Raw genomic sequence first — 21,343 nt, 5'->3', positions numbered from 1 at the left:
CGCCATGCTGACAATTCCCATTTCCTGCGGCGATCCCGCCGCCCTGTTCCGCCCCTGGAGTGCCGAGCCCTGGGCGATGCTGCTCGACAGTGCCGCCCCCCATCCGCGGAACGGACGGCATTCCTATATCGTTGCGGAACCGTTCCAAACTGTCGAAGCCATCGGCGGCCAGACACTGATCAATGGCCGCCCGGTCGGCGGCAGCCCCTTCGACGCGCTGGAACGGGCGCTTTCCACTCATCCGCGTCCCTCCGACGGCCCGGTTCCCTTCACCGGAGGAGCCGTGGGTTTCATCGGTTACGAAGCCGGAACGGCTTTGGAGGGGTTGCGCTCCCGCCATGGCAATCCGGGCGGGCAGCCGGACTTAGCCTTCGGCCTGTACGACGTCGTCGCGGCCTTCGATCGGCAGGAACGGCGCGCCTGGGTCATCGCCGCCCGGCCGGAGGCGGAGGACCGCGCCCGGCGCATGGCGGCGCGGCTGTCCGTTCCGCCTCCGGAACAATCGGCCGGGCCTGCGCCGATGCGCTGGCGGTCGGAGCTGTCGCGTCCCGACTACCTCGACCGGGTCGGGCGGGTTCTGGAGTATATCCGCGCCGGCGACATCTATCAGGCCAACTTCACCCAGCGCTTCCTGGCCGATGCCGGGCCGGACACCGACGCCTATGCGCTGTACGAGCGGCTGCGCCGGTTCAGCCCTGCGCCCTTCGCCGCTTTCCTGAACTGCGGCCCCAGGCTGCGTCTGGCCGGAGCGTCGCCGGAGCGCTTCATCCGGCTGGGCGCCGACCGGACGATCGAGACGCGGCCGATCAAGGGCACCCGACCCCGTCACGCCGACCCGGCCGCCGACGCGGCGGCGGCGGCGGCGCTGTCGGCCAGCATCAAGGACCGGGCGGAAAACCTGATGATCACCGACCTGCTGCGCAACGATCTGGCGCGGGTGTCGGAGGTCGGCAGCGTCAAGGTGCCGGTGCTGTTCGGGCTGGAGAGCTTCGCCACCGTCCATCATCTGGTGTCGGTGGTGACGTCCCGCCTGCTGCCGGGGCTGGGGCCGGTCGATTTGCTGCGCGCCGCCTGTCCCGGCGGGTCGATCACCGGGGCGCCGAAGATTCGCGCCATGCAGATCATCGACGAGCTGGAGGTGGCGCGGCGCGGCGCCTATTGCGGGTCTGTGGCCTGGATCGGCTTCGACGGCGCCATGGACAGCAACATCGTCATCCGCACCTTGTCGGTGACGCAGGATCATGTGATCGCCCAGGCCGGCGGCGGCATCGTCGCCGATTCCGATCCGGCGGACGAGCATGAGGAGATGCTGGTCAAGGCACGCGCCCAACTGCGCGCCGCAGGATATCCGGTGGTGGAGTGGGCAGGGGAGAGGTTGCAATGACAATCTGGCTGAACGGACGGTTGGTGCCCGCCGCGGAGGCGCGGATCGACCCGGCCGACCGCGGCTTCACCCTCAGCGACGGGCTGTTCGAGACGATCCGGATCAAGGACGGCGCTCCGCGCCACCTGCCGCGCCATCTCGACCGGCTGGGCGCGGGGGCGGAGTTGCTCCGCCTGCCGGTGCCCTATGACTCCGCGGATCTGACCGGTGCCATGACAGCGCTGATCGAGGCGGTGGGCCTGACCGACGGCGTCCTGCGCCTGACCCTGTCGCGCGGCACCGGCGCCCGCGGCGTGCTGCCGCCGGCCGACGCCCGGCCGACCCTGCTGATGACGGCGGCGCCGGCTGCCCACATGACGTCGCCGGTCGCCGCAATCATCGCCGGCTGCACCCGCCGCAACGAGCATTCGCCGCTGTCGCGGCTGAAGTCGCTGAACTACCTGGATTCCATCCTGGCCCGGCAGGAGGCGGCGGAGCGGGGCGCCGACGAGGCGCTGCTGCTGAACGGCGCCGGCCGGCTGGCGGAATCGAGCGTCGCCAATCTGTTCCTGTCCATCGGCGGCCGATTGCTGACCCCGCCCGTCGCCGACGGCGCGCTGCCCGGCATCCGCCGCGCCCTGATCCTGGAGCGCCTTGGCGCGGAGGAGGCGCCGCTCACCCCCGACGACCTCGCCCGCGCCGACGAGGCCATCCTGACCAACAGCCTGGGCTTGCGCCCGCTGGTTGCCGTCGACGGCCGGCGGGTCGGTTCCGGTGCCGCAGGCCCGGTGCTGGCCCGCCTGCTGGCCGATGCCGACCTGTAAACCACCATCCAAGTGGCCATCCAAGGGGCCATCCAAGGGATCCTGATGATCGAGACAGTGACCTTTCCCGAACTGACCATCATCGGCTGCATGGTCGAGGCCGGTCGCGACGACCTGCCCGCCGCCGTCGCCGCCGCGTGGGAGCGCGTGTTCGCCGCCGACACCGGAACGGCCGCTTTCGCCGCCGTGTCGCTGCCGGAGGCGAACGGGCTGCAGCGCCGGCTGGTCGGCTTCATGGCGGCGAAGGCGAGCGAGATCCCGGCCGGCATGGTCCGCGTCGACCTTGACGCCGGCCGCTATCTGCGCACCGTTCAGGACGGCCCGGCGGCGGGGATCGCCGATGGCTTCGCCCGCCTGCAGGCCCATGCCGAGGCGAACGGGCTGACGCTGTCCGGCATCGCCCTCGATTTCGGTTACCGGCCGGGGCTGCCGGACGGGCGCCACGAGCTGCATCTGGCGCTCGCCCCGCAACTGCCGGCGCTGGCCTGACCCCGCGTCCGGCGCCGCTCAGCGTGCGGTGCTGTAGACGCCGTGGATGCCGAACTCCACCGGCTGTCCGGTCAGGTGACGCGTCAGCAGGGTGGCGACCTCCGCGGCGGCCGGCTTGCCGTCGAGCGCCGCGAGATCGCGCTGCAGCGCCGTCATCGGCTTCGGCGAGGCGATGGCGAGGAAATGGTCGGCGCCGAAGGGCGGCTCCACCGTCAGCGCCAGCCGGTAGGGTCCGCCGCGCGGGATCTGCGCCGGGTCGTTGCGCTCCGCCAGCGGGTAGAGGTAGTTGACCGTGCCGTCGGCGGCGAGGTTGATCAGGGTGAAATAGGTCCCGCTGTTGCCGCCGATGGCGAGCGAGACCGTCTCCCCTTTGCGATAATCGCGGTCGCCCGGCTCCACCGCCAGGGTCAGCGAGCGGTCCTGCGCCGCCGCCTTCACCCGCACCACCAGCGACCATTTGTCGACCACCCCCTGCACCCGCCGCCGGGTTTCCGGGTCCGCCGGGTCGCCGGGGATGCTGGCCAGCACGTCGCCCATCGAGCTGACCACCTCGCCGGTGGCGCTGTCCCAGACCAGGGCGGGATCGTCCTTTCCGGCGAGTTCGATCCCGGTGAAGCCCGCCGCCAGCTTCTTCACCGCCGCCGGCTTGCCCAGGATGCGCAGCGGGATCGGCCCGGCGTCCGGCAGCAGGGACGGCGGCTTCGGCTTGGTGGCGACCGGGTCGATCAGCGGAATCTCGCCACGGCCGCGCGGCTGCACCTGCGGATGCTGCCGCCCCTCCAGCGCCATGCGCACGGCGCCGCGGACATGCGCCTCCAGTTCCCCCTTGGTGACGATGCCGTCGCCGTCGCGGTCGGCCTGACCGCGCAAGGCATTGGCGAACGCCCAGCTGAGCGCGCCGCGCGGCTTTTGGTCGATCATCACCTCCGGCGCCAGCTCGTGGTCGGCCACCGCGGCGAAGAAGGTGACGTTCGGCTGGTCCTCCGCCTCCGCCTGCAGGGCGGCGCGGGTGGGCAGGGGAAGGGCGTCGTCCTCGATATGGTCGACCGGAACGCCGTCGATCTTCGCCGCCCGCGTGCCCAGCATGCCGGCGCGGTCGTCGAAGGCGCGGGTCATCGTGCCGGAATGGCACGAATCGGAGATGAAAATCACCCGGCGCGGAGCGGCCTCCTTCAGCAGAACGGCGATCTCGTCGTCGGTCAGACGCTGGGCGGTGCCGGGGCCGCGCGGGGCGAAATTGGCCAGCACCAGGAACTCGTCCATGCCGTCGGCCTCGCTGCCGGGCACACGCTCCGGTTGCTGGGCGCCATGGCCGGCGAAGGTCAGCACCAGCGTCGAGTCGGGGGCGGTCTCGGCGATCAGCTGCCGCCACGCGGCGATGATCCGGCTGCGCTCCGCCTCCCCGTCGATGAACAGGCGCAGCTTGCGGACGCCGAGCCCCTTCAACGCGCCGGCGATGTCGCGGGCGTCGTTCACCGCGCCCTGCAGCGGGTTGACCTGGGTATATCGGTCGATTCCGATGACCAGGGCGGCGATTTCCGCCCGCGCCGGCGTGGCCGCGAGCATAAGTCCCGCCGCGGCGGCGACCGTGACGAAGCCTCCCAAAATTGCGCCGGCGGCTGTGCCCTGGCGTCGCCTTCCTCGAAACATTGCAGTCCCCCAACGATGCCGTGCAGCGCAGGCTACACGCGGATGCCGATGCATAAAAGGCCGCACGAATTGGTGGTAAAGATCACTTCCTTTGCGGTTGTTGCTGTGGCAGCGTTGCAGCCGGACCCGATCGGCAGGGGGGCCGCATCCACTGTGGGGGTGGAACGGCCGGCCGGGACTTCGGGAACGGAACGAATGACGCCGCAAACGGCAGTGCAAACGGGAATAAGCTCATGCGAAGCAACCGCGCCAAGGCAAGCCTCGTCTCCATCACCATCGTCGCCATGGCGCTCAGCGGCTGCGTGACCACGCAGCAGGACCGCATCGGCGCGAATGACGGCACCGACGCCTGCTACCAGTACCGCGTCGCGCTCGATTCGACCGGCGACTATTATGCCGAGGACATGTTGAAGGGCGCCGCCATCGGGGCCGGTGTCGGTGCGCTGACCGGCGCGCTCGCCGGCGGCAACCTGAAGAGCGCACTGATCGGCGCTGCGGCCGGGGCCGCGCTGGGCACGCTCGGTGGTTACTGGAATTCCAAGGCGCAGCAGGGCCGCGATCAGGCGATCCTGGGCGTCATGAACGACCTCGACACCGAAAACCAGAACCTCAACCGTACCCAGATCGCTCTCGACCAGCTGGTGAACTGCCGCCGCGCCGAGATCGCGCGCGTCAAGGCCGACTACAAGGCCAAGCGCATCGGCAAGCCGGAGGCGGAGCAGCGCATGACCCTGATCCGTGCCCAGCTGGACAAGGATTACGCCATCGCCAGCAGCATCAACCAGAACATCGTCAAGCGCCGCGACGAGTATCTGATCGCCGCCGACAACATCGAACCGGGCGCCGCCGAGAGGATCCGCACCAAGACCGCGGTCAAGGAGCAGACCAAGAAGAAGAAGGCGAAGCAGGCCGCCACGACCACCGCCAGCGGTACCCCGGCATCGCAGGTGGTCCAGCGCACCAACACCGCGTTCGAGACGTCGGAGCGCATCAACGCCACCACCACCAGCATTCAGCAGATCGCCCAGAAGGAAGCCACCCTCGACGCGGTCTGAGGCCCCACTCTGACCGGAGCGGTCCGGCCGCGCGTCCCCGGAGACCGATGGGGTGCGCGGCCGGGCCGGTCCCGGCGACACAGTGCAAGCGGAACGGATGATGGCCGGCTGTCTCACTCGCCAGATTGCGCGACTTCGGTGCGGCCTTCGGGCCGGCGCCTTTCTGTGGGCTTTCCTCGGCCTCCTGCTGGGCGGGCTCCTGGCAGACGGGCTGACGGCCCGGCCGGCGCTGGCGGGCGATGCGTCGACCGGGGCCTTCCTGCGGATCGAGACCGGCGGCCACACCGCGCGGGTCAACCGGTTGGCCAGCGATGCGCAGGGCCGGCTGATCGCCAGCGTTTCCAACGACAAGACCCTGCGCCTGTGGAGCCGCGACAGCGGCGAGCCGCTGGGCGTGCTGCGCGTGCCGATGGAGGCGGGGGACGAGGGGGCGCTCTATGCCGTCGCCCTGTCCGCCGACGGCTCGCTGGCCGTCGCCGCGGGGAACACGGGAACCAGCTGGGGCGACGGCGTCACGCTCTACCTGTTCGACGTGAAGGCGCAGCGGCTGAAGGCCCGGCTTCCCGGCCAGCCGCAGGTGCTGAACGATCTGGCCATCTCGCCGGACGGCCGGTTCGTCGCCGGGGCTTTCGGCGGCACCGCGGGGCTCCGCGTGTGGGACAGCGCCAGCTTCCGCATGGTCGCGGAGGATGCGGGATACGGGGCGCGGGTCTCGGCCCTCGCCTTCTCCCCCGACGGACGGCTCGCCACCGCTTCCTTCGACGGCAATGTCCGGCTCTATGACGCCGGCTTCAAGCAGAAGGCCAAGCGCAATCCGGGCAAGGGGTTGCCCTACTCGGTCGCCTTTTCCCATGACGGGGCGTTGCTGGCGGTCGGCTATGCCGATCAGACGCGGGTCGACGTGCTGTCCGGCGCCGACCTGAAGACGCGCTATTCGCCCAAGACCACCGGCATCGCCGGGGGCAGCTTCGCCGCCGTCGCCTGGGACGGCACCACCCTGGTCGCCGCCGGCACCGCGACCCAGGATGGAACGCGCAACGTGGTGCGCCGCTGGGCCGAGGCGGGGAAGGGCGCCTTCACCGACGTCGCGGCGGCGCGCGATTCCGTGACCCACCTTTTGGCCCTGCCGGGCGGCGGCGTGGCATTCGCCGCCGCCGATCCCGGTTGGGGCGTGATCGATCCGGCCGGCCGGCTGCAGTTCGCCCGCATGGGCGACGTTGCCGATTACCGTGACATCCATCTCGGCCGTTTCGGCCTGTCCGACGACGGTCTGGTGCTGGAATTCGGCATGGAGCAGGGCGGCCGACGGCCGATGCGCTTCGACGTTCTGGCCCGCAGCCTGACCTCGGCGCCGGAACCGCTGCCGGGCCTGAACCGTCCGGTCGCCGAAGGGCCGGGGATCGGCGTGGCGGACTGGCGCAACAGCCGCGCGCCGAAGGTCAATGGCCAGCCGGTAAAGCTGGACAGCGGCGAGTGGGCGCGCAGCGTCACCGTGCTGGGGGCGCAGCGCCGTGTGCTGATGGGCGGCGAATTCAGCCTGCGCCTTCTCGATGCGGCCGGGGCCGAGCTTGCCCGCGCCGAGGTGCCGGCCGCCGTGTGGGGAGTCGTCGCCTCCGCCGATGGCCGCGTCGCCGTGGCGGCGCTGGGCGACGGCACGCTGCGCTGGTACGCGCTGTCCGGCGGCGCCCGCCCGCTGGAGGAACTGGCGGCGCTGTTCCCGCACCGCGACGGCCGCCGCTGGGTGCTGTGGACGCCGGAGGCCTTCTTCGACCATTCGGAAAGCGGTGGCGAGACGCTGGTCGGCTTCCACCTGAACGACCCGAAGAAGAAGGGCAGCCAGTGGATCGAGTTCAAGCAGGTCTACCGCGTCTTCGATGCGCCCGAACTGGTGCGCGCCAAGCTGCAGCAGACCGGGCAGGCGGACATCGCGGCGCGGCTCGCCGCCATCGGTGACATCCGCCTTCTGACCCAGCGCCGTCCGCAGGTGACCCTGCTGGATTATTGCACCGTGCCCGCCGCCGCCCGCGGACTGGCGCTCGGCACCGGCGCCGCCGAGGCGCCCGCGCCGACGGAAAGCCCGGCCCCCGCCCCAACCCCCGCCCAATTGCCGGCCGCTCCGACCCCCACTCCGACCGCCGCGGCGGATGCCGAAACCTGCCATCCGCTGGACATGACGCCGGTCAGCCGCGCCTTCGCCCGCGCCAAGGAGCCGGCACCGCCGAAGCCTGCGGCTCAGGGCGGGGCGCAGGGGGTGGATCTGGACGCCGTGGCGGAGGAACCGCGCCTGACCGTCGCTTTGCCGGAGGGGATCGGTTCCGTTCGCCTGCGTTATCGTCTGGCCGACACCGGCGGCGGCATCGGCACGGTCGACCTGTTCCGCAACGGCCGCAACGTCAGCGGCCAGGCCAAGTCCCGCGCTTTCGCCCGCGCCAAGGAGCCGGCGCCCCAACCCGCAACTGTTGCGCAACCCCCGGCCGCTCAAGCCGATGCGGCGCCCAAGGACCAGCCACCAGCGCCGGAGGAGCGGGTCAGCACCATCCGGCTCGATCCCGGCAGCAACCGGGTGCAGATCCGCGCCTACAACGGCTCCGATGCGATCTACGAACGCTCGGCCCTGGTCGATTTTGTGCTGCCGAAGCCTGCCGCGGTGGCCGACGCCGTGGCGGACGACGGCAAGGGGCAGCGCGCGGTGCCGGACCGGCCGCGGCTGATCACCTTCGTCGTCGGCATCGACAAGTACCGGCCGGAGGGGTCGCAGCTGCGCTTCGCCCGCGCCGACGCCACCGCCTTCGCCGACGCGCTGCGCGGCCGGATTCCCGCCGGCTATGACCGGGACCAGTCGCTGGCGCTGTCGAAGACGCTCTATGACGAGGAGGCGAGCCGCGAGGCCGTCGTCGCCGGGCTGGAGGCGCTCGCCGCCAACGCGCGGGAGGAGGATACGGTCGTCCTCTACCTTGCCGGCCATGGCGTGATCGTGCCGTCGCCGAAGGACCCGTCGGTCAAGCTCTACCACTTCATCACCCAGGACGTGAGCGCCGCAACCGCCGAGGCGATCGGCCGGGAGGGACTGTCGGAGAAGGAGCTGAACCGGCTGGTCAGCGCGATTTCCGCCCGCAACGTGCTGGTGATGCTCGACACCTGCCATTCCGGCGCGGTGTCCGCCGGCACGGTCGACAAGCTGTACCAGGACATGGGGCAGCGCTACCTGCTGGCCGCCTCGTCGGAGCAGGAGGAGGCGCTGGACAGCTATGACGGCCGCAACGGCATCTTTGCCCACGCGGTGCTGGAAGGGCTGAAGGGCAAGGCGCTGCTGCCGGGGGATGAGGCGGTCTACAACCTGACGCTCGGCCAGTATGTGAACCGTGCTGTGCCGCGTCTGGCGCGGGAAAAGCGTTGGCACCAGTCCGCGATCTTCAAGACCGGCGGCAACGAGCTGAACCCGTTCCCGCTGGCCGCGCCGGAGGCTGGAAAGCCATAAGGCGGGTGGGGCGGGGGCGGAACGCCGCCACGGGGCCGACCGTTGCGACGCCGCCCAAAATCCCCAGCCAGAAATGGGTAGATTAACGTCGATTGGTTCGTTCACAGTGTTTGGAAATGATGGACCGGTCCGTTTCGGGAGCGGCGCGGGGATTGGGGTGGACATGCAAGGCGGCGATCAGTTTGGCGGCACGCCCGGACCGGAATCGGAACGCACGGTCCTGATGCCGACGCCGGGCGGCCGGCGGCCGGCCGCGTCGGACGGTTCAGCCGGCGGGGAGGGGGTTTTCGCGTCGCGGGCGTCAGCGATCGGGGTTTCCGGCCCGGCGCTGGCGGCGATCTTCGCCGCGCGCTCGCCGCTGGCCGCCGCCGCCTCGCCGGTGCTGCTTCTGGCGGCGCGGCTGAACGACATCGGCGGCGTGCCGGACCTTGAGTCGCTGCGCCAGCGCGTGATCGGCGCCCTCGGCGACTTCAAGAAATGGGTGACGGCGTCCGGCATGGATGGGGCGACCCAGGCGACGGCGCACTATGTGCTCTGCGCGCTGATCGACGACATCGTGCTGAATTCCCCCTGGGGCAGCCAGAGTTCCTGGACGCGCCAGAACGTCACCAGCATGTTCCACAAGAACGTCGTCGGCGGTGAGCAGTTCTATGAGCGTCTCGCCTCCGCCCGCCAGGATCCGGGCAAGTACGGCGATCTGCTGGAGTTGATGTATCTCTGCCTGTCGCTGGGCTTCCGCGGCCGCTACCGCGTCGGCGGGCGCCAGGACACCGAGCACGCCCGCATCCGCGAAGACGTCTACAACATCCTGGTCAAGCAACGCGGCTACGCCGACCGCATTCTCTGCCCGAACGCGGCGGCGATGGCGATGGAATACCGGCCGCCGCGCAGTTCGCTGCCGGTCTGGGTGACCGGCGCCGGCACGGCGCTGTTCCTGCTGCTGCTGTTCCTGGCCTTGAGCTTCCTGCTGAACGGCGCGTCCGACCGGCTGTTCGCCGGCTTGGCCGGGCTGCCGCCGCACGGCGGCGTGGTGATCGAGGCGCCCGCCCCGGTCAAGCTGGCGGAAGAGGCGCCGCCCCCGCCGCAGATCGCCCCGCCGCCCCCGCCGCCGACGACCCAGGTCCAGCGTGTGCGCAAATTCCTGGAGCCGGAGATCGCCGAGGGACTGGTCGAGGTGACGGAGGACGCGCTGTCGGTCACCGTGCGCATGCGCGGCACCACCCTGTTCGCCAGCGGCAGCGCCACTTTGAACGACAAGGTGCGGGGATCGGTCCTGCGCGTCGGCCGCGCCGTCGCGGAGGAGCCGGGCGCGGTGCTGATCACCGGCCACACCGACAATGTTCCGATGACCGGCGGCGGACGTCTGCGCTTCCCCTCGAACTGGCACCTGTCGAAGGCCCGCGCCGAATCGGTGATGGCGGAGTTCGATCCGCTGTTCGCCGACAAGTCCCGCCTGAAGGCGGAGGGCAAGTCCGATACCGAGCCGGTGGCGTCCAACGACACGCCCGAGGGCCGGGCGGCGAACCGCCGGATCGACATCATCCTCAAGAAATGAGCGGAACCGCCCCGCCGGGGGCGGTGCCAGCGGCCGGCAGAGGCGCCGAAAGGCGATGACGCCGCAAGAAGATCAGGGACAGGGGTATCGGAATGAGTCGGCTGACCGCCATCTTGCTCTCCCGCGCAGTGTTGGGCCTCATCGGCGCGGTGATCGCCGCGGCGCTGATCGCGCTGCTGGCGCCGCTCGCCGGTCTGGACATGCCCTGGCTAGCGGTCGCCGCGGCCGTGCCCTTCCCGATCCTCGCCATCGTGCTGATCCTGCTGAAACGCCGCGACGCCAAGGCCGAGGAGCGGATGACGGCGGAGCTGACGGGCGGTGCCGACGCGGCGCGTATGGCGGCGGTGGACCAGGCCGACGAGGTCGCCGGCCTGCGCAAGACCTTCGCCGAATCCCTCGCCCTGCTGAAGGCCGGACGCAAGCAGCGGGGCCTGGGCGACGGCTATCTCTACAGCACCCCCTGGTACGTCATCATCGGCCCGCCGGGCGCCGGCAAGACCACGGCGCTGCTGAAGAGCGGCCTGAACTTTCCGCTGGCCGACCAGACCGGGGGCAAGCCGCTGAAGGGTATCGGCGGCACCCGCCAATGCGACTGGTGGTTCGCCGACGAGGCGATCTTCCTCGACACCGCCGGGCGCTACACCACCCAGGACAGCCACGAGACGGTCGACCAGACCGGCTGGGGCGCCTTCCTGAAGCTGCTGAAGGATGCGCGGTCGCGCCAGCCGATCAACGGCGTGCTGGTGGCGATGGCGGTCCCCGACCTCGCCGCCGCCGGACCGGAGGAGCGGGCGCAGCATGCCGCCGCCATCCGCCGCCGCCTGCGCGAGCTGTACGAGACGCTCAAGGTCAAGGCGCCGGTCTATCTGCTGCTGACCAAGGCCGACCTGATCGCCGGCTTCAACGAGTTCTTCCACGACCTGAACCGCGACGAACGCCGGCAGATCGTCGGCGTCACCCTGCCGGCGGCCGAAAGCGAGCTGGGCGATGCCGGCATGGCGACGCTGGGCAGCGAGCTGGACGGCATCGCCGGCCGGCTGTCCGCCCGCGCCGTCGACCGCATCCAGCAGGAACATGCGCAGGAGCGCCGCGGCGCCATCTTCGCCTTCCCGTCGCAGCTCGCCTCCTTGAAGGAACCGCTGCTCGACTTCGTGTCCGCCGCCTTCAAGGCAAACCGGTACGAGCCGGCGCTGCGGCTGCGCGGCATCTATTTCACCAGCGGCACCCAGGAAGGCACGCAGATCGACCGGCTGATCGGCGGACTGGCCGAGAGCTTCGGCCTGCCGGCGGCGCCCTTCCGCGGCGGCGCCGTCGCCGCGGGACAGCAGCGCAGCTATTTCCTGGGCGGCCTGCTGAACGATCTGGTGTTCCGCGAGGCCAACATGGTCGGCTTCGACCCGGCGGCGGAACGGCGGCGCATCTGGATCCCGCGCATCGCCTACAGCCTGTTCGGGCTGGTCACCACCGCCGCGACCGCCGCCTGGGTCGCCAGCTATCTCGGCAATGCCGGGCTGATCGACCGTGAACAGCAGGCGGTCGACGCCTATCGGCCCAAGGCGGAGGCGCTGGCCGCCGGCACCGTCGCCGACGACGACATCCGCCGCGTGTGGCCGGTGCTGAACGAGCTGCGTGCCCTGCCGGCCGGCCATGACACGCTGGCGCTGAAGCAGAAGCTGGCGCTCGATTTCGGTCTCTACCAGGGCGACAAGCTGGAGGAGGCCGGCGACACGCTCTATCGCCGCGCGGTCAACGGGCTGCTGATGCCGCGCCTGTTGGTGCGGGTGCAGCGCGACCTGCGCGACCGGCTGATGGCCGACGACGCCCCGGCGGTGGAGGCCCTGCTGCGCCTCTACCTGACGCTGGGCGGCGCCGGTCCGGTCAACGCCGACGAGGTGAAGGGCTGGACCGTCGGCTGGCTGCGCCGCGTCTCGCCCCCGCCGGGCGAGGACGAGACCAAGGCGATCCTCGGTCACATCGACGCCGGGCTGTCCGCCCCCGCCGGCCTGCCGAAGGCCAACCTGGATGCCGAACTGATCCGGCAGGCGCGCGAGGTGCTGGCCCGCACGCCGCTGGCCGCCCGCGCCTATGCCGTCGTGCGTGACGGCGAGGCGGCGCGCAAGCTGCAGGACTGGCGCCCGTCGGAGCAGGCCGGTCCGGAGGGCGACCGGGTGTTCCGCCGGTCCTCCGGTGCGCGCCTCAGCGACGGCGTTCCCGGCTTCTATACCCTGCAAGGCTTCACCTCCGTCATGCTGCCGGGCCTGCCCGGCGCGGCGCGCTCGGTGCGCGACCTCAGCTGGCTGCTGGGGCCCCCGCGCGGGGAGGAAGCCGGTCCGGAACTTGAGACGGCGGCACTGACGCTTTACCTGCGCGATTATGCCGGCCGCTGGGACGCGCTGCTCAACGACATCACCCTGGTGCCGGCCGCGAACCCTCAGGCGCTGGCCGAGGAGGTCAACATCCTGTCCGGCCGCAGCTCTCCCCTGCAGAAGCTGCTGACGGCGGTCGCGAACGAGACGACGCTGCAGCGCGTGCCGGAGGCGCCGGCCGGCGCCTCGCCCGCGGTGGCTGCGGTTGCCGCGGCGGCGGCCGACAGCGGCGTGGCGAAGCTGGTCACGCAGATGGTGGACGACCGCTTCCGCCCGCTGAACGACTTCACCCGCAACAGCGGCAACGCCCGGCTGGAGGAGTTGCTGCGCCAGCTGGAGGCCGTGCATGCCGTGCTGGCGCGGCTGTCGCTCGGCTCCGGCGGCGGGCAGAAGCTGTTCGATCTGGCGGCCAACGGTGGCGGCGAGGTGTTCCAGAAGCTGGCCACCGATGTCGGCTATTTCCCCCAGCCGGTCCGCCGCTGGACCGAGGAACTGGTGGAGCAGGGCACGGCGCGGACGCTGAGCGGCGCCCGTGCGCAGATCAACGCGGAGTGGCAGAGCACGGTCGTGCCCTGGTGCCGGCGCGCGCTCGACAACCGCTATCCCTTCGTCAAGGGCGCCTCGGCCGATGTCGGCATGGATGATTTCGCCCGGATGTTCGCGCCCGGCGGGCTGATCGACGCCTTCTTCACCAACCGGCTGCGGCCGTTCGTCGACACGACCAAGGAGCCCTGGCGCTGGCAGCCGTCGGCCGCCGACCTCGGCATCCCGGCGTCCGTCCTGCCGGCCTTCCAGCACGCGGCGGCGATCCGCGACGCCTTCTTCCCCGACGGGGGCCGGGCGCCGTCGCTGCGCTTCGAACTGCGCCCGACCTATCTCGGTCCGGGGGTGGAGCAGGTCGATCTGGACATCGACGGCCAGCGCCTGACCTTCGCCCGCAACGCCACGCTGGCGCAGGGGCTGCAATGGCCGAAGCCGGGCGGGGCGGGCGACCTGCGCGTGACCTTCACCGGGCAGCCGACCGAACCGCCGGAGATGACCCAGCGCAGCGGAAGCTGGGCGTGGTTCCGCACGCTGGACGCCAACCGCGGCCGCAAGGGGGCGGTGCCCGACCGCATCCCGCTGAGCTTCGGCGCCGCCGGCAAGTCGGCCGGGTTCGACGTGCGCATGACCAGCGCCGTCAACCCCTTCTCGATCCGCGACCTCAAGGACTTCCGATGCCCGGACAGCCTTTGATGGGCCAGCCTGTGACGGGACATGCCGGCTGTTTCGGCAAGCTGCCGGCGCGCGGCGATTTCCTGCTGCGCGGACTGCCGCGGACCTTCGCCGACCCGTGGCACGAGTGGCTGCTCGACGGGTTGCAGGCCAGCCGGGCGGCGCTGGGCGAGGGGTGGATGGACCGCTACCTCAATGCGCCGATCTGGCGTTTCGTGCTGGAGGCCGGCGTGTGCGGACCGCAGGCGGCGGCCGGCGTGATGATGTCCAGCGTCGACAAGGCCGGCCGGCATTTCCCGCTGACCCTGGTGGCGCTGCTCGCGCCCGGCCACTCCGCCGACGGGGTGGAGGCCGACGACCCATGGTTCGAGGCGGCGGAGGACTTGGCCCTGTCCGCCCTGACCCACACGCTGGATGTCGAGGCCTTCGTCGGCTCCGTCGGCGCCCTGTCGGTGCCGCAGGTCTCCGGGCAGCCGTCGTCCGCCGCCGCCCGCTGGTGGACGCTGGGCGGTGAAGGCGTGGCGGAGCAAGGGTTCACCGGCGCCGGCCTGCCGCCCGCGGCTCGCTTCGCTGAATTCCTGACCGGCCGGGCCGGGGAGGGGGCGTGATGCAGTTCGTCCAGGATGACCGCCTGCTGTCGCTGGAAACCCCGGCCGGCCCCGATGTGCTGCTGGTGGAGCGGGTCCAGGGGCGGGAGGCGCTGTCCTCTCCCTTCCTCTACCGCATCGATGCGCTCGGCCCCATCGAACCGCTGGCGCCGGAAGTCATCGTCGGCAACAGCGTCAACATCGGCTTCCGCCAGTTGGACGGCGAGCGGCATTACGTCAACGGCATCGCCCGCTCGCTCGGCGTCGGCGTGCCGGTGGGGCGCGACCAGCGCTATTACACGATCGAGGTGGTGCCCTGGCTGTCGCTGCTGTCCTACACCAGCGATTGCCGTATCTTCCACAGCCTGGGCAACGGCGGCCCGATGGCGGTGCCGAAGATCGTCGAGACGATCTTCCATGAATTCGGCTTTTCCAACTTCGAATTCCGCAGCCTGACCGGCAGCTACCAGCCGCGCGAATATTGCGTCCAGTACAACGAGAGCTATTTCGACTTCGTCAGCCGGCTGCTGGAAGAAGAGGGCATCTATTATTACTTCGTGCATGAGCGCAATCGCCACAAGCTGATCCTGTCGGACAGTGCCGCCGGCTATGCCAAGCTGCCGGCGGCGACTCTGCGCTTCAACCCCAGCGGCCAATATGCCGACCAGATCGAGCGGTGGCAGCGGGTCTATTCCATCGCGTCGGGGCGCTGGGCCACCAAGGATTATGATTTCCAGGCGCCGCGCACGCCGCTCGACAGCGGCGAGGCGTCGGTCGCCAAGGTGCCGGTGTCCACCAAATACGAGCTGTTCGAATATCCCGGCCGCTTCGCCACGCGCGATGCCGGCTCCACGCTCGCGCGGCGCCGGATGGAGACGGAGGAGCGCGGGCTGGAGGGGGTGCGCGGCGTCGGCGCCTGCCGCACCCTGCATCCCGGCATGACCTTCGCGCTGACCGACCACCCGACGGCGGCCGAGAACAACCAGCCGGTCGTGGTGGCGGAGTTGGAGTTCGACGCCTGCAACGAAGGGTTCCTGCCCGGCGACAAGCGCAAGGCCTCGTACGGCAACAGCTTCCATGCCCTGCCGGCGAAATCGGTGGTGCGGCCGGCGCGGTCGACGCCGAAGCCGTCGGTGCGCGGCATCCAGACCGCCTTCGTCGTCGGGCCGGCGGGGGAGGAAATCTACACCGACAAGTTCGGCCGCATCATGGTGCAGTTCCATTGGGACCGCCGCGGCCGGTCGGACGAGAAAAGCTCCTGTTGGATCCGGGTGGCGCAGAGCTGGGCCGGGCACCAGTGGGGCATGCAGACGGTGCCGCGCGTCGGCATGGAGGTGCTGGTCGATTTCGTCGATGGCGATCCCGACCGGCCGATGGTGATCGGCGTGGTCAACAACGCCGATGCGCTGCCGACCTATGCCTTGCCCGAACACAAGACGCGGTCAGGCATCAAGACGCGCAGTTCGCCCGGCGGGCGCGGCTTCAACGAGATCCGCTTCGAGGACAAGGCGGGGAAGGAGCAGGTCTTCCTCCATGCCCAGCGCGACTACGACCTGCGCATCGGCCATGACAGCCGGACGTCGGTGGCGTCGGGCCAGCATGTGAACGTCGCCGGGGGCCTGTGGGAGTGGGTGGGCAAGAACCACCACGCCACGGTGGACGGCGACCATGTCGAATCCATCGGCGGCGGCGTATCGCGCAGCGTCGGCGTCGATGTGCACGACAAGGTCGGCACCAACTATGCCGTCCATGCCGGGACCAACCTGTGCCTGGAAGCCGGCGCCTCGCTGACCCTCAAGGTCGGCGGCAGCTTCATCACGCTGAACGCCGCCGGCATCTCGATGAACGGCACCATGGTGCTGATCAACAGCGGCGGTGCCGCCAACGGGCTGAGCGCGGCCCCGGCGAAGCCCGACAAGCCGTCGCCCGCCGACAAGGACAAGGGCGGGTCGATCAAGGCGCCGCCCAAGGCGAAGCTGCCGCGCGCGGCGCAAAGTCACAGCCCGAAGGCCGCGGCGCAGGCGATGGTGATGCGCAACGCCGCGGCGTCCAACACGCCGCTGTGCGAGATCTGTCAGAAATGATGCCAGAAATGACCCACCGGACATGAACCAGGCGATGACAGGCCCATCCCCCCGCCGCACCCCGCAGGAGGTGGTTGCCCGGCTCGCGCATCATCTGTGGCCGCAGGGCGAGAGAGAGAGCGGATCGGATGGGGAGGAGCGCGGTCTCTACATGATCGTCGACGCCGCACGCGATCCCGGCCTCTATCCCGGCCTGTTGGCGCGGGAGGAGGAGGCGGAGATGCGCGCCCTCTACCAGGGCGAAACCGCGAGCGAGATGGCCGAGGTGGCCCCCTATCTGGTTCGGCTGGATCGCGGCGGCGCCGTTGCCGACTGGCTGGTCGGGGAGGGCTGGGGACGTGGCTGGGGCATCCTGGTGCAGGCCGGCGGCGACATCGACATGGTGCGCCGGCATTTCCGCAAGCTCACCATCGTCAACGACGCGAAGGGGGCGACCTACCTGTTCCGCTTCTACGATCCGGCGGTGCTGCGCAGCTTCCTGCCGATCAGCGATGCGGCCCAGCGCGGCGCATTGTTCGGGTCCGGCATCCGGTTCATGATGGAGGACGCGGGCGCCAAGGCGCTCATCCTGTTCGAACTGGTGGACGGCGACCTGCGCCGCGTCGAAGTGCCCCTCGGCGCCCCCGCGGGTGCGGCCGGCGCCTCCCCTGTCCGCTGATGCCCGAGCCAAAGGAGATCCCAGCGGTGGAGATGGTGGAATGCTGAGGCTGAGGATCGTGTCGGACCATCGGGCGTCGCTGGGCGGCAATGCCGAGAAGACGCTGAATGGCGGCAGCCTCACCGTCGGGCGGGGGGTGGAGAACGGCTGGATCCTGCCCGATCCCGACCTGCTGCTGTCGCGCCAGCATTGCGTGATCGAAGCGGCCGGATCCGGCTTCCGGGTGACCGACACCAGCACCAACGGCGTCTTCCTCAACGGATCGGAGCAGCCGATCGGCCGCAACGCGACGGCGCCGCTGTCGTCGGGCGACCGCATCCGCATCGGCCGTTTCATCATCGAGACGATGGTGGAATCGCTGAACGCCCCCAGCTTTACCGAAATCACCGGGGCCTTCGCGCTGGGCGGCAGAGGCGGGGAGGCCGACCCGTTCGCTCCGGCGCCGGCCCGGCATGCTGCCGAGCAGGATCCGTTCGATGAGCTGTTCGGCGATCCGACGGCACGCCCCTTCGAAGACCAGCCGCTGCGTTCGGAGGCTGAGCCGTTCGATTCCTGGACCTCCTCCAGCAGTGGGGCGGCGGTGCGGGAGCGTGCGGACGACTGGCATTTCGGCACCGTCGACGACCATTCCGATCCGCTGAACCAGGCAGTGTCGGTCGGCGTCTCCTTCCCGGCCCCGGCCCCGTTCCCGACCCCGTTCCCGGACGAGCCGCAGCGGTCGTCCGGTGGCGGCATCCCCGACGATTGGGACGACGAGCTTTTCGGCATGCCGCAGCCGGCAGCCCCGGCCACCCCGGACCCACAGTTTTTCCCGCCGCCGAAATCGGCCCAGGCGCTGCCGGACGACTGGAACATCGACGAGACGCTGCCCGATCAGGCGGCGCCGGACCTGCCGCTCAACTCCGCCGCCCCGGATCTTCCTTCGGAATCGGTCGCGCCGCCGGAACCCGACCCCCTGCCGGACGATACCGACATCGCTCCCCGTCCGGTCGCGGCAATGCCGGCTCCGGCGCCAAGGCCGATACCGGCGCCACCTTCGGCGGCCGATGCCGGTGCGGCGGTCGCCGCCTTCTACGAGGGGTTCGGCGCTCCGCTGCCGCCGGACGGGCTGCCGGATGCCACCGCGATGATGCGCAGCCTGGGCGAGGCGTTGCGCGCCAGCCTGGGGGCGCTGCATGGCAGCCTGCGGGCGCGGGCGCGCTTCAAGGACGAATTCCATCTGGAGCAGACCAGCTTCCGCCCCGCGGGCGAGAACCCGCTGAAGCGTTGCGAAACCCTGGACGAGGCGGTGTCGGTGCTGGCCAACCCGCGTCTGCGCGGCTTCCTGCCGATGGGCGACGCGGTGCGCGAGGCGGCGAGCGACGTGCAGGTTCATCACCTTGCCTATGCCGCGGCGCTGCAGATCGCGCTGAAGCAGGTGGTCGCCAAGTTCGATCCCGGCGCGCTCAGCCAGCGGCTGGAGACCCGGCTTCTCGACAGCCTCGTTCCGGCCGCGCGCAAGGCGCGCTACTGGGACCAGTACGAGGTCCTTTACAAGGATCTGGTGGTCGAGTTGGAGGAGGATTTCGACCGCGTCGTCGGCGATGCCATCGCCCGTGAATACGACCGCTTCATCCGCCGCGATGGCGCGGGCGGTGCCGACGGCGAAAAGCCCGACTGAACCCGTCCGACGCCCCGCCGCATCAACCCCCCTGACCGGACCACGCCCCTTCCATGGCCCAGCCCCCCGACGACAGCCACGAGCCCACCGCCATCCTGCCCGCCGCCGGCGCGGGGGCGGATACGGGCACGGAAACAGGGGTGGATCCCCAGGCCACCCGGCTGACGGCGCCGCCCGCAACCCCGGTGCCGTCCACTCCGGCGCCGACCTCCACCGCATCGGGTGTGGAGGCGTCGGGCGACCGGGCGGGCGTCCGGTCCGTTCCGGAACCGATCGGGCCGGGCACGCTGCTGAGCCACACCTATCGGGTGGAGGGGCTGATCGCCCGCGGCGGCATGGGCGAGGTGCACCGCGCCCGCCATGTCGACATGGACACCTGGCATGCGGTGAAGGTGATCCGCCCGGAGCTGGCGCAGGACGCCAAGATGGTCGAGCTGCTGCGGCGCGAGGCGGCGGCATTGCGGGAGATCCGGCACGAGGCGGTGGTGTCCTACGACGGCGTCTTCCGCGACGAATTCGGCCGGATTCTGCTGTCGATGGAGTTTCTCGACGGACCGTCGCTGCACGAGGTGCTGCAGGCCGGCCCGCTGGACGCGGCGTCGGTCGCCGTCCTGCTCGACCGCATCGCCTCCGGTCTGGCGGCGGCGCACCAGCGCGGCATCATCCACCGCGACATGTCGACCGACAATGTCATCCTGCCCGGCCGCGACATCGCCAACGCCAAGATCATCGATTTCGGCATCGCCAAGCAGACCGCCGCCGGGGCGGGAACCGTCATCGGCGACGGCTTCGCCGGCAAATACGGCTTCGCCTCGCCCGAGCAGTTCGGTCTGTTCGGCGGGCAGGTCGGGCCGCAGTCCGACATCTACAGCGCCGGTCTGGTGCTGGCCGCAGCGGCGCTGGGGCATCCGCTCGACATGGGCCGCACGCCGCAGGCGATGATCGAGCGGCGCATGTCGGTGCCCGACCTGTCGGCGCTGGAGGAGCCGTTGCGCGGCGTCCTCTGTTCGATGCTGGAGCCGGACCCGCAGAACCGCGCCAGGACGATGGCGGAGCTGGTCGGTGCCCTGACCCGCCGCGCCGCCGACATCACGCCCTTCGAACACACCTCCCTTCCGGTCTCCACGCCGGAAATGGAGACGAAGACGGTGGTGACGCCGACGGTGGTCACGAAGGCCCAACCGGCGAATGCCCCCGGTGAGACGAAGAAGGCGCCGGTCGGCCTGATCGCCGGCGGGGTCGGCGGTCTGGTGGCGGCCGGCATCGCCGGATTCCTGCTGTTCGGGCAATCGCAGCCGCCCGCGCCCGCCAAGCAGGCCGCTACCCCGACGCCGACTGCAACGACGACGGCACCGCCGGCTTCCACCGCGTCCGCTCCGCCGCCATCGACGGGCATGACGACGGCGCCGCTCGGCACCGCCGCCTCGACTTCGGAACAGCAGCAGAAGCCGCCTCCCGTCGAGGCGACGAACCTGGACGCCCAGCCGCCCAGCCCGGTCAAGCCCGCCATACAGCCCGCCGGACCGGTCACGCCGCCGCTGCCGATCACGCCGGCGGTCCAGACCGTGACCCCGCCGAACCCGCCCCCGGCACAGCCGCAAGTTCAGCCGCAGCCGACTCCGCCGGTCCAGCAGGCGGCCCTTCCCGTCGCTCCACCGGTCCCGCGCCTGACGCCGGCCGAGGCGCGCAAGGCCGTCGAGACGGCCGCCGGTGCCTTCACCTGCGCCGGCGTCCGCACGGTCGAGGCCGGGAACGGCCTGCGGATCGGCGGCTATGTCGGCACGGAGGACGATGCCAGGGTGCTGAAGGCGGCGATCACCGCCCTGCCGCCCGGCATCGACGTCGATGCGCAGGTCGCCGTGCGGCCCTGGCCGCTGTGCGAGGCGCTGGGCGCCGCCGGACTGCCGGCGCGGGCCGAGGCGCAGGAGAGCGCTGTGTTGGGGCTGGGTTTCAACCGGCCGTCGATGGTCTACCGCAAGGGTGACAAGCTGGAGGTCACCGTGACCGCCGGGACTTCGGGTTACCTGACCGTCGATTACATCGACATGGAAGGCAACGCGATCCACATGGTGCCGATGCGGCTGCGCCGCGACGACCGGCTGGAGGCCGGCCGGCCGGTGACGCTGGGCATCGCGAAATCGGCGAGCGACCGCGTCTATACCATCGCCCCGCCCTATGGCCCGGCGATGATCCTGGCGCTGGTGACCCGCGAACCGCTGTTCCCCGCCGACCGGGAGGAAGTGGAGCCGGCAGGCCCCTATCTGGCGAGCCTGCGCGGCGCGCTGGCGAAGGCGGAGGCCAAGGGCGGCGTGGTCGCCCAGTCCGCCTTCTTCGCCACCGTCGCCGAATAGCTCCGCCG

Annotated in this window: 13 protein-coding genes; 12 read left to right on the top strand and 1 reads right to left on the bottom strand. The window is 70.8% G+C overall.

From position 1 onward, the window contains the following. Positions 1 to 4: 4 nt before the first annotated feature. Genes pabB through ACCD06_RS04660 form a run of 3 tightly spaced genes read left to right on the top strand, consistent with a single transcriptional unit; the run spans position 5 to position 2,676 of the window. Positions 5 to 1,384: an aminodeoxychorismate synthase component I gene (gene pabB, locus ACCD06_RS04670; RefSeq protein ID WP_413339122.1), complete on the top strand. Its 1,380-nt coding sequence runs from the start codon at positions 5 to 7 to the stop codon at positions 1,382 to 1,384. Next, a complete protein-coding gene (locus ACCD06_RS04665; RefSeq protein ID WP_413339120.1) occupies positions 1,381 to 2,187 on the top strand; it encodes an aminotransferase class IV in 807 nt (268 codons plus the stop codon). The genes pabB and ACCD06_RS04665 overlap by 4 nt, the downstream gene beginning before the upstream one ends. A 45-nt stretch (positions 2,188 to 2,232) precedes the next feature. Continuing rightward, on the top strand, positions 2,233 to 2,676 hold the full coding sequence (locus tag ACCD06_RS04660) for a hypothetical protein (RefSeq protein WP_413339118.1): 444 nt from the start codon (positions 2,233 to 2,235) through the stop codon (positions 2,674 to 2,676). 18 nt (positions 2,677 to 2,694) lie between these two features. On the opposite strand, the gene ACCD06_RS04655 is transcribed toward ACCD06_RS04660, so the two are convergent. After that, positions 2,695 to 4,242, bottom strand: a complete 1,548-nt coding sequence (locus ACCD06_RS04655; RefSeq protein WP_413339116.1) for a caspase family protein — start codon at positions 4,240 to 4,242, stop codon at positions 2,695 to 2,697. 317 nt (positions 4,243 to 4,559) lie between these two features. On the opposite strand from ACCD06_RS04655, the gene ACCD06_RS04650 reads away from it, so the two are divergent. From ACCD06_RS04650 to ACCD06_RS04610, 9 genes are all read left to right on the top strand, one after another. Next, entirely contained in the window at positions 4,560 to 5,381 is an 822-nt protein-coding gene (locus ACCD06_RS04650) for a YMGG-like glycine zipper-containing protein (protein WP_109075532.1), read from the top strand. 97 nt (positions 5,382 to 5,478) lie between these two features. Next, the gene (locus ACCD06_RS04645; protein WP_413339114.1) at positions 5,479 to 8,859 is read left to right on the top strand and encodes a caspase family protein; all 3,381 of its coding nucleotides are present in this window, start codon (positions 5,479 to 5,481) and stop codon (positions 8,857 to 8,859) included. A 163-nt stretch (positions 8,860 to 9,022) separates the two neighbouring features. Next, positions 9,023 to 10,414, top strand: a complete 1,392-nt coding sequence (tssL, locus tag ACCD06_RS04640) for a type VI secretion system protein TssL, long form (RefSeq protein ID WP_413339112.1) — start codon at positions 9,023 to 9,025, stop codon at positions 10,412 to 10,414. Positions 10,415 to 10,506: 92 nt separating this feature from the next. Beyond that, positions 10,507 to 14,016, top strand: coding sequence for a type VI secretion system membrane subunit TssM (gene tssM / locus ACCD06_RS04635; RefSeq protein ID WP_413339110.1), 3,510 nt, complete (start codon positions 10,507 to 10,509; stop codon positions 14,014 to 14,016). After that, positions 14,016 to 14,603 (top strand): type VI secretion system-associated protein TagF, encoded by a 588-nt coding sequence (tagF, locus tag ACCD06_RS04630; RefSeq protein WP_413339108.1) that lies wholly within the window; start codon positions 14,016 to 14,018, stop codon positions 14,601 to 14,603. The genes tssM and tagF overlap by 1 nt, the downstream gene beginning before the upstream one ends. After that, positions 14,603 to 16,666 carry a type VI secretion system Vgr family protein gene (locus tag ACCD06_RS04625; RefSeq protein WP_136703089.1) on the top strand — a complete coding sequence of 688 codons (2,064 nt, stop codon included), beginning with the start codon at positions 14,603 to 14,605 and terminating at the stop codon, positions 16,664 to 16,666. The genes tagF and ACCD06_RS04625 overlap by 1 nt, the downstream gene beginning before the upstream one ends. Positions 16,667 to 16,700: 34 nt before the next feature. Next, positions 16,701 to 17,324, top strand: a complete 624-nt coding sequence (locus ACCD06_RS04620; protein ID WP_247871229.1) for a DUF4123 domain-containing protein — start codon at positions 16,701 to 16,703, stop codon at positions 17,322 to 17,324. A gap of 40 nt (positions 17,325 to 17,364) precedes the next feature. Further along, a complete protein-coding gene (gene tagH / locus ACCD06_RS04615) occupies positions 17,365 to 18,984 on the top strand; it encodes a type VI secretion system-associated FHA domain protein TagH (protein WP_413339106.1) in 1,620 nt (539 codons plus the stop codon). Positions 18,985 to 19,037: 53 nt separating this feature from the next. Further along, a complete protein-coding gene (locus tag ACCD06_RS04610; RefSeq protein ID WP_413339104.1) occupies positions 19,038 to 21,335 on the top strand; it encodes a protein kinase domain-containing protein in 2,298 nt (765 codons plus the stop codon). Positions 21,336 to 21,343: the final 8 nt, after the last annotated feature.

It is taken from the genome of Azospirillum sp. CT11-132, assembly GCF_047302835.1.
Classification (GTDB): domain Bacteria; phylum Pseudomonadota; class Alphaproteobacteria; order Azospirillales; family Azospirillaceae; genus Azospirillum.
This window is presented reverse-complemented; position numbering and strand designations above follow the sequence as displayed.

Coding starts and splice junctions, on each gene's coding strand:
- pabB (WP_413339122.1), top strand. CDS start 5: ATGCTGACAATTCCCATTTCCTGCGGCGATCCCGCCGCCCTGTTCCGC.
- ACCD06_RS04665 (WP_413339120.1), top strand. CDS start 1,381: ATGACAATCTGGCTGAACGGACGGTTGGTGCCCGCCGCGGAGGCGCGG.
- ACCD06_RS04660 (WP_413339118.1), top strand. CDS start 2,233: ATGATCGAGACAGTGACCTTTCCCGAACTGACCATCATCGGCTGCATG.
- ACCD06_RS04655 (WP_413339116.1), bottom strand. CDS start 4,242: ATGCTCGCGGCCACGCCGGCGCGGGCGGAAATCGCCGCCCTGGTCATC.
- ACCD06_RS04650 (WP_109075532.1), top strand. CDS start 4,560: ATGCGAAGCAACCGCGCCAAGGCAAGCCTCGTCTCCATCACCATCGTC.
- ACCD06_RS04645 (WP_413339114.1), top strand. CDS start 5,479: ATGATGGCCGGCTGTCTCACTCGCCAGATTGCGCGACTTCGGTGCGGC.
- tssL (WP_413339112.1), top strand. CDS start 9,023: ATGCAAGGCGGCGATCAGTTTGGCGGCACGCCCGGACCGGAATCGGAA.
- tssM (WP_413339110.1), top strand. CDS start 10,507: ATGAGTCGGCTGACCGCCATCTTGCTCTCCCGCGCAGTGTTGGGCCTC.
- tagF (WP_413339108.1), top strand. CDS start 14,016: ATGGGCCAGCCTGTGACGGGACATGCCGGCTGTTTCGGCAAGCTGCCG.
- ACCD06_RS04625 (WP_136703089.1), top strand. CDS start 14,603: ATGCAGTTCGTCCAGGATGACCGCCTGCTGTCGCTGGAAACCCCGGCC.
- ACCD06_RS04620 (WP_247871229.1), top strand. CDS start 16,701: ATGACAGGCCCATCCCCCCGCCGCACCCCGCAGGAGGTGGTTGCCCGG.
- tagH (WP_413339106.1), top strand. CDS start 17,365: ATGCTGAGGCTGAGGATCGTGTCGGACCATCGGGCGTCGCTGGGCGGC.
- ACCD06_RS04610 (WP_413339104.1), top strand. CDS start 19,038: ATGGCCCAGCCCCCCGACGACAGCCACGAGCCCACCGCCATCCTGCCC.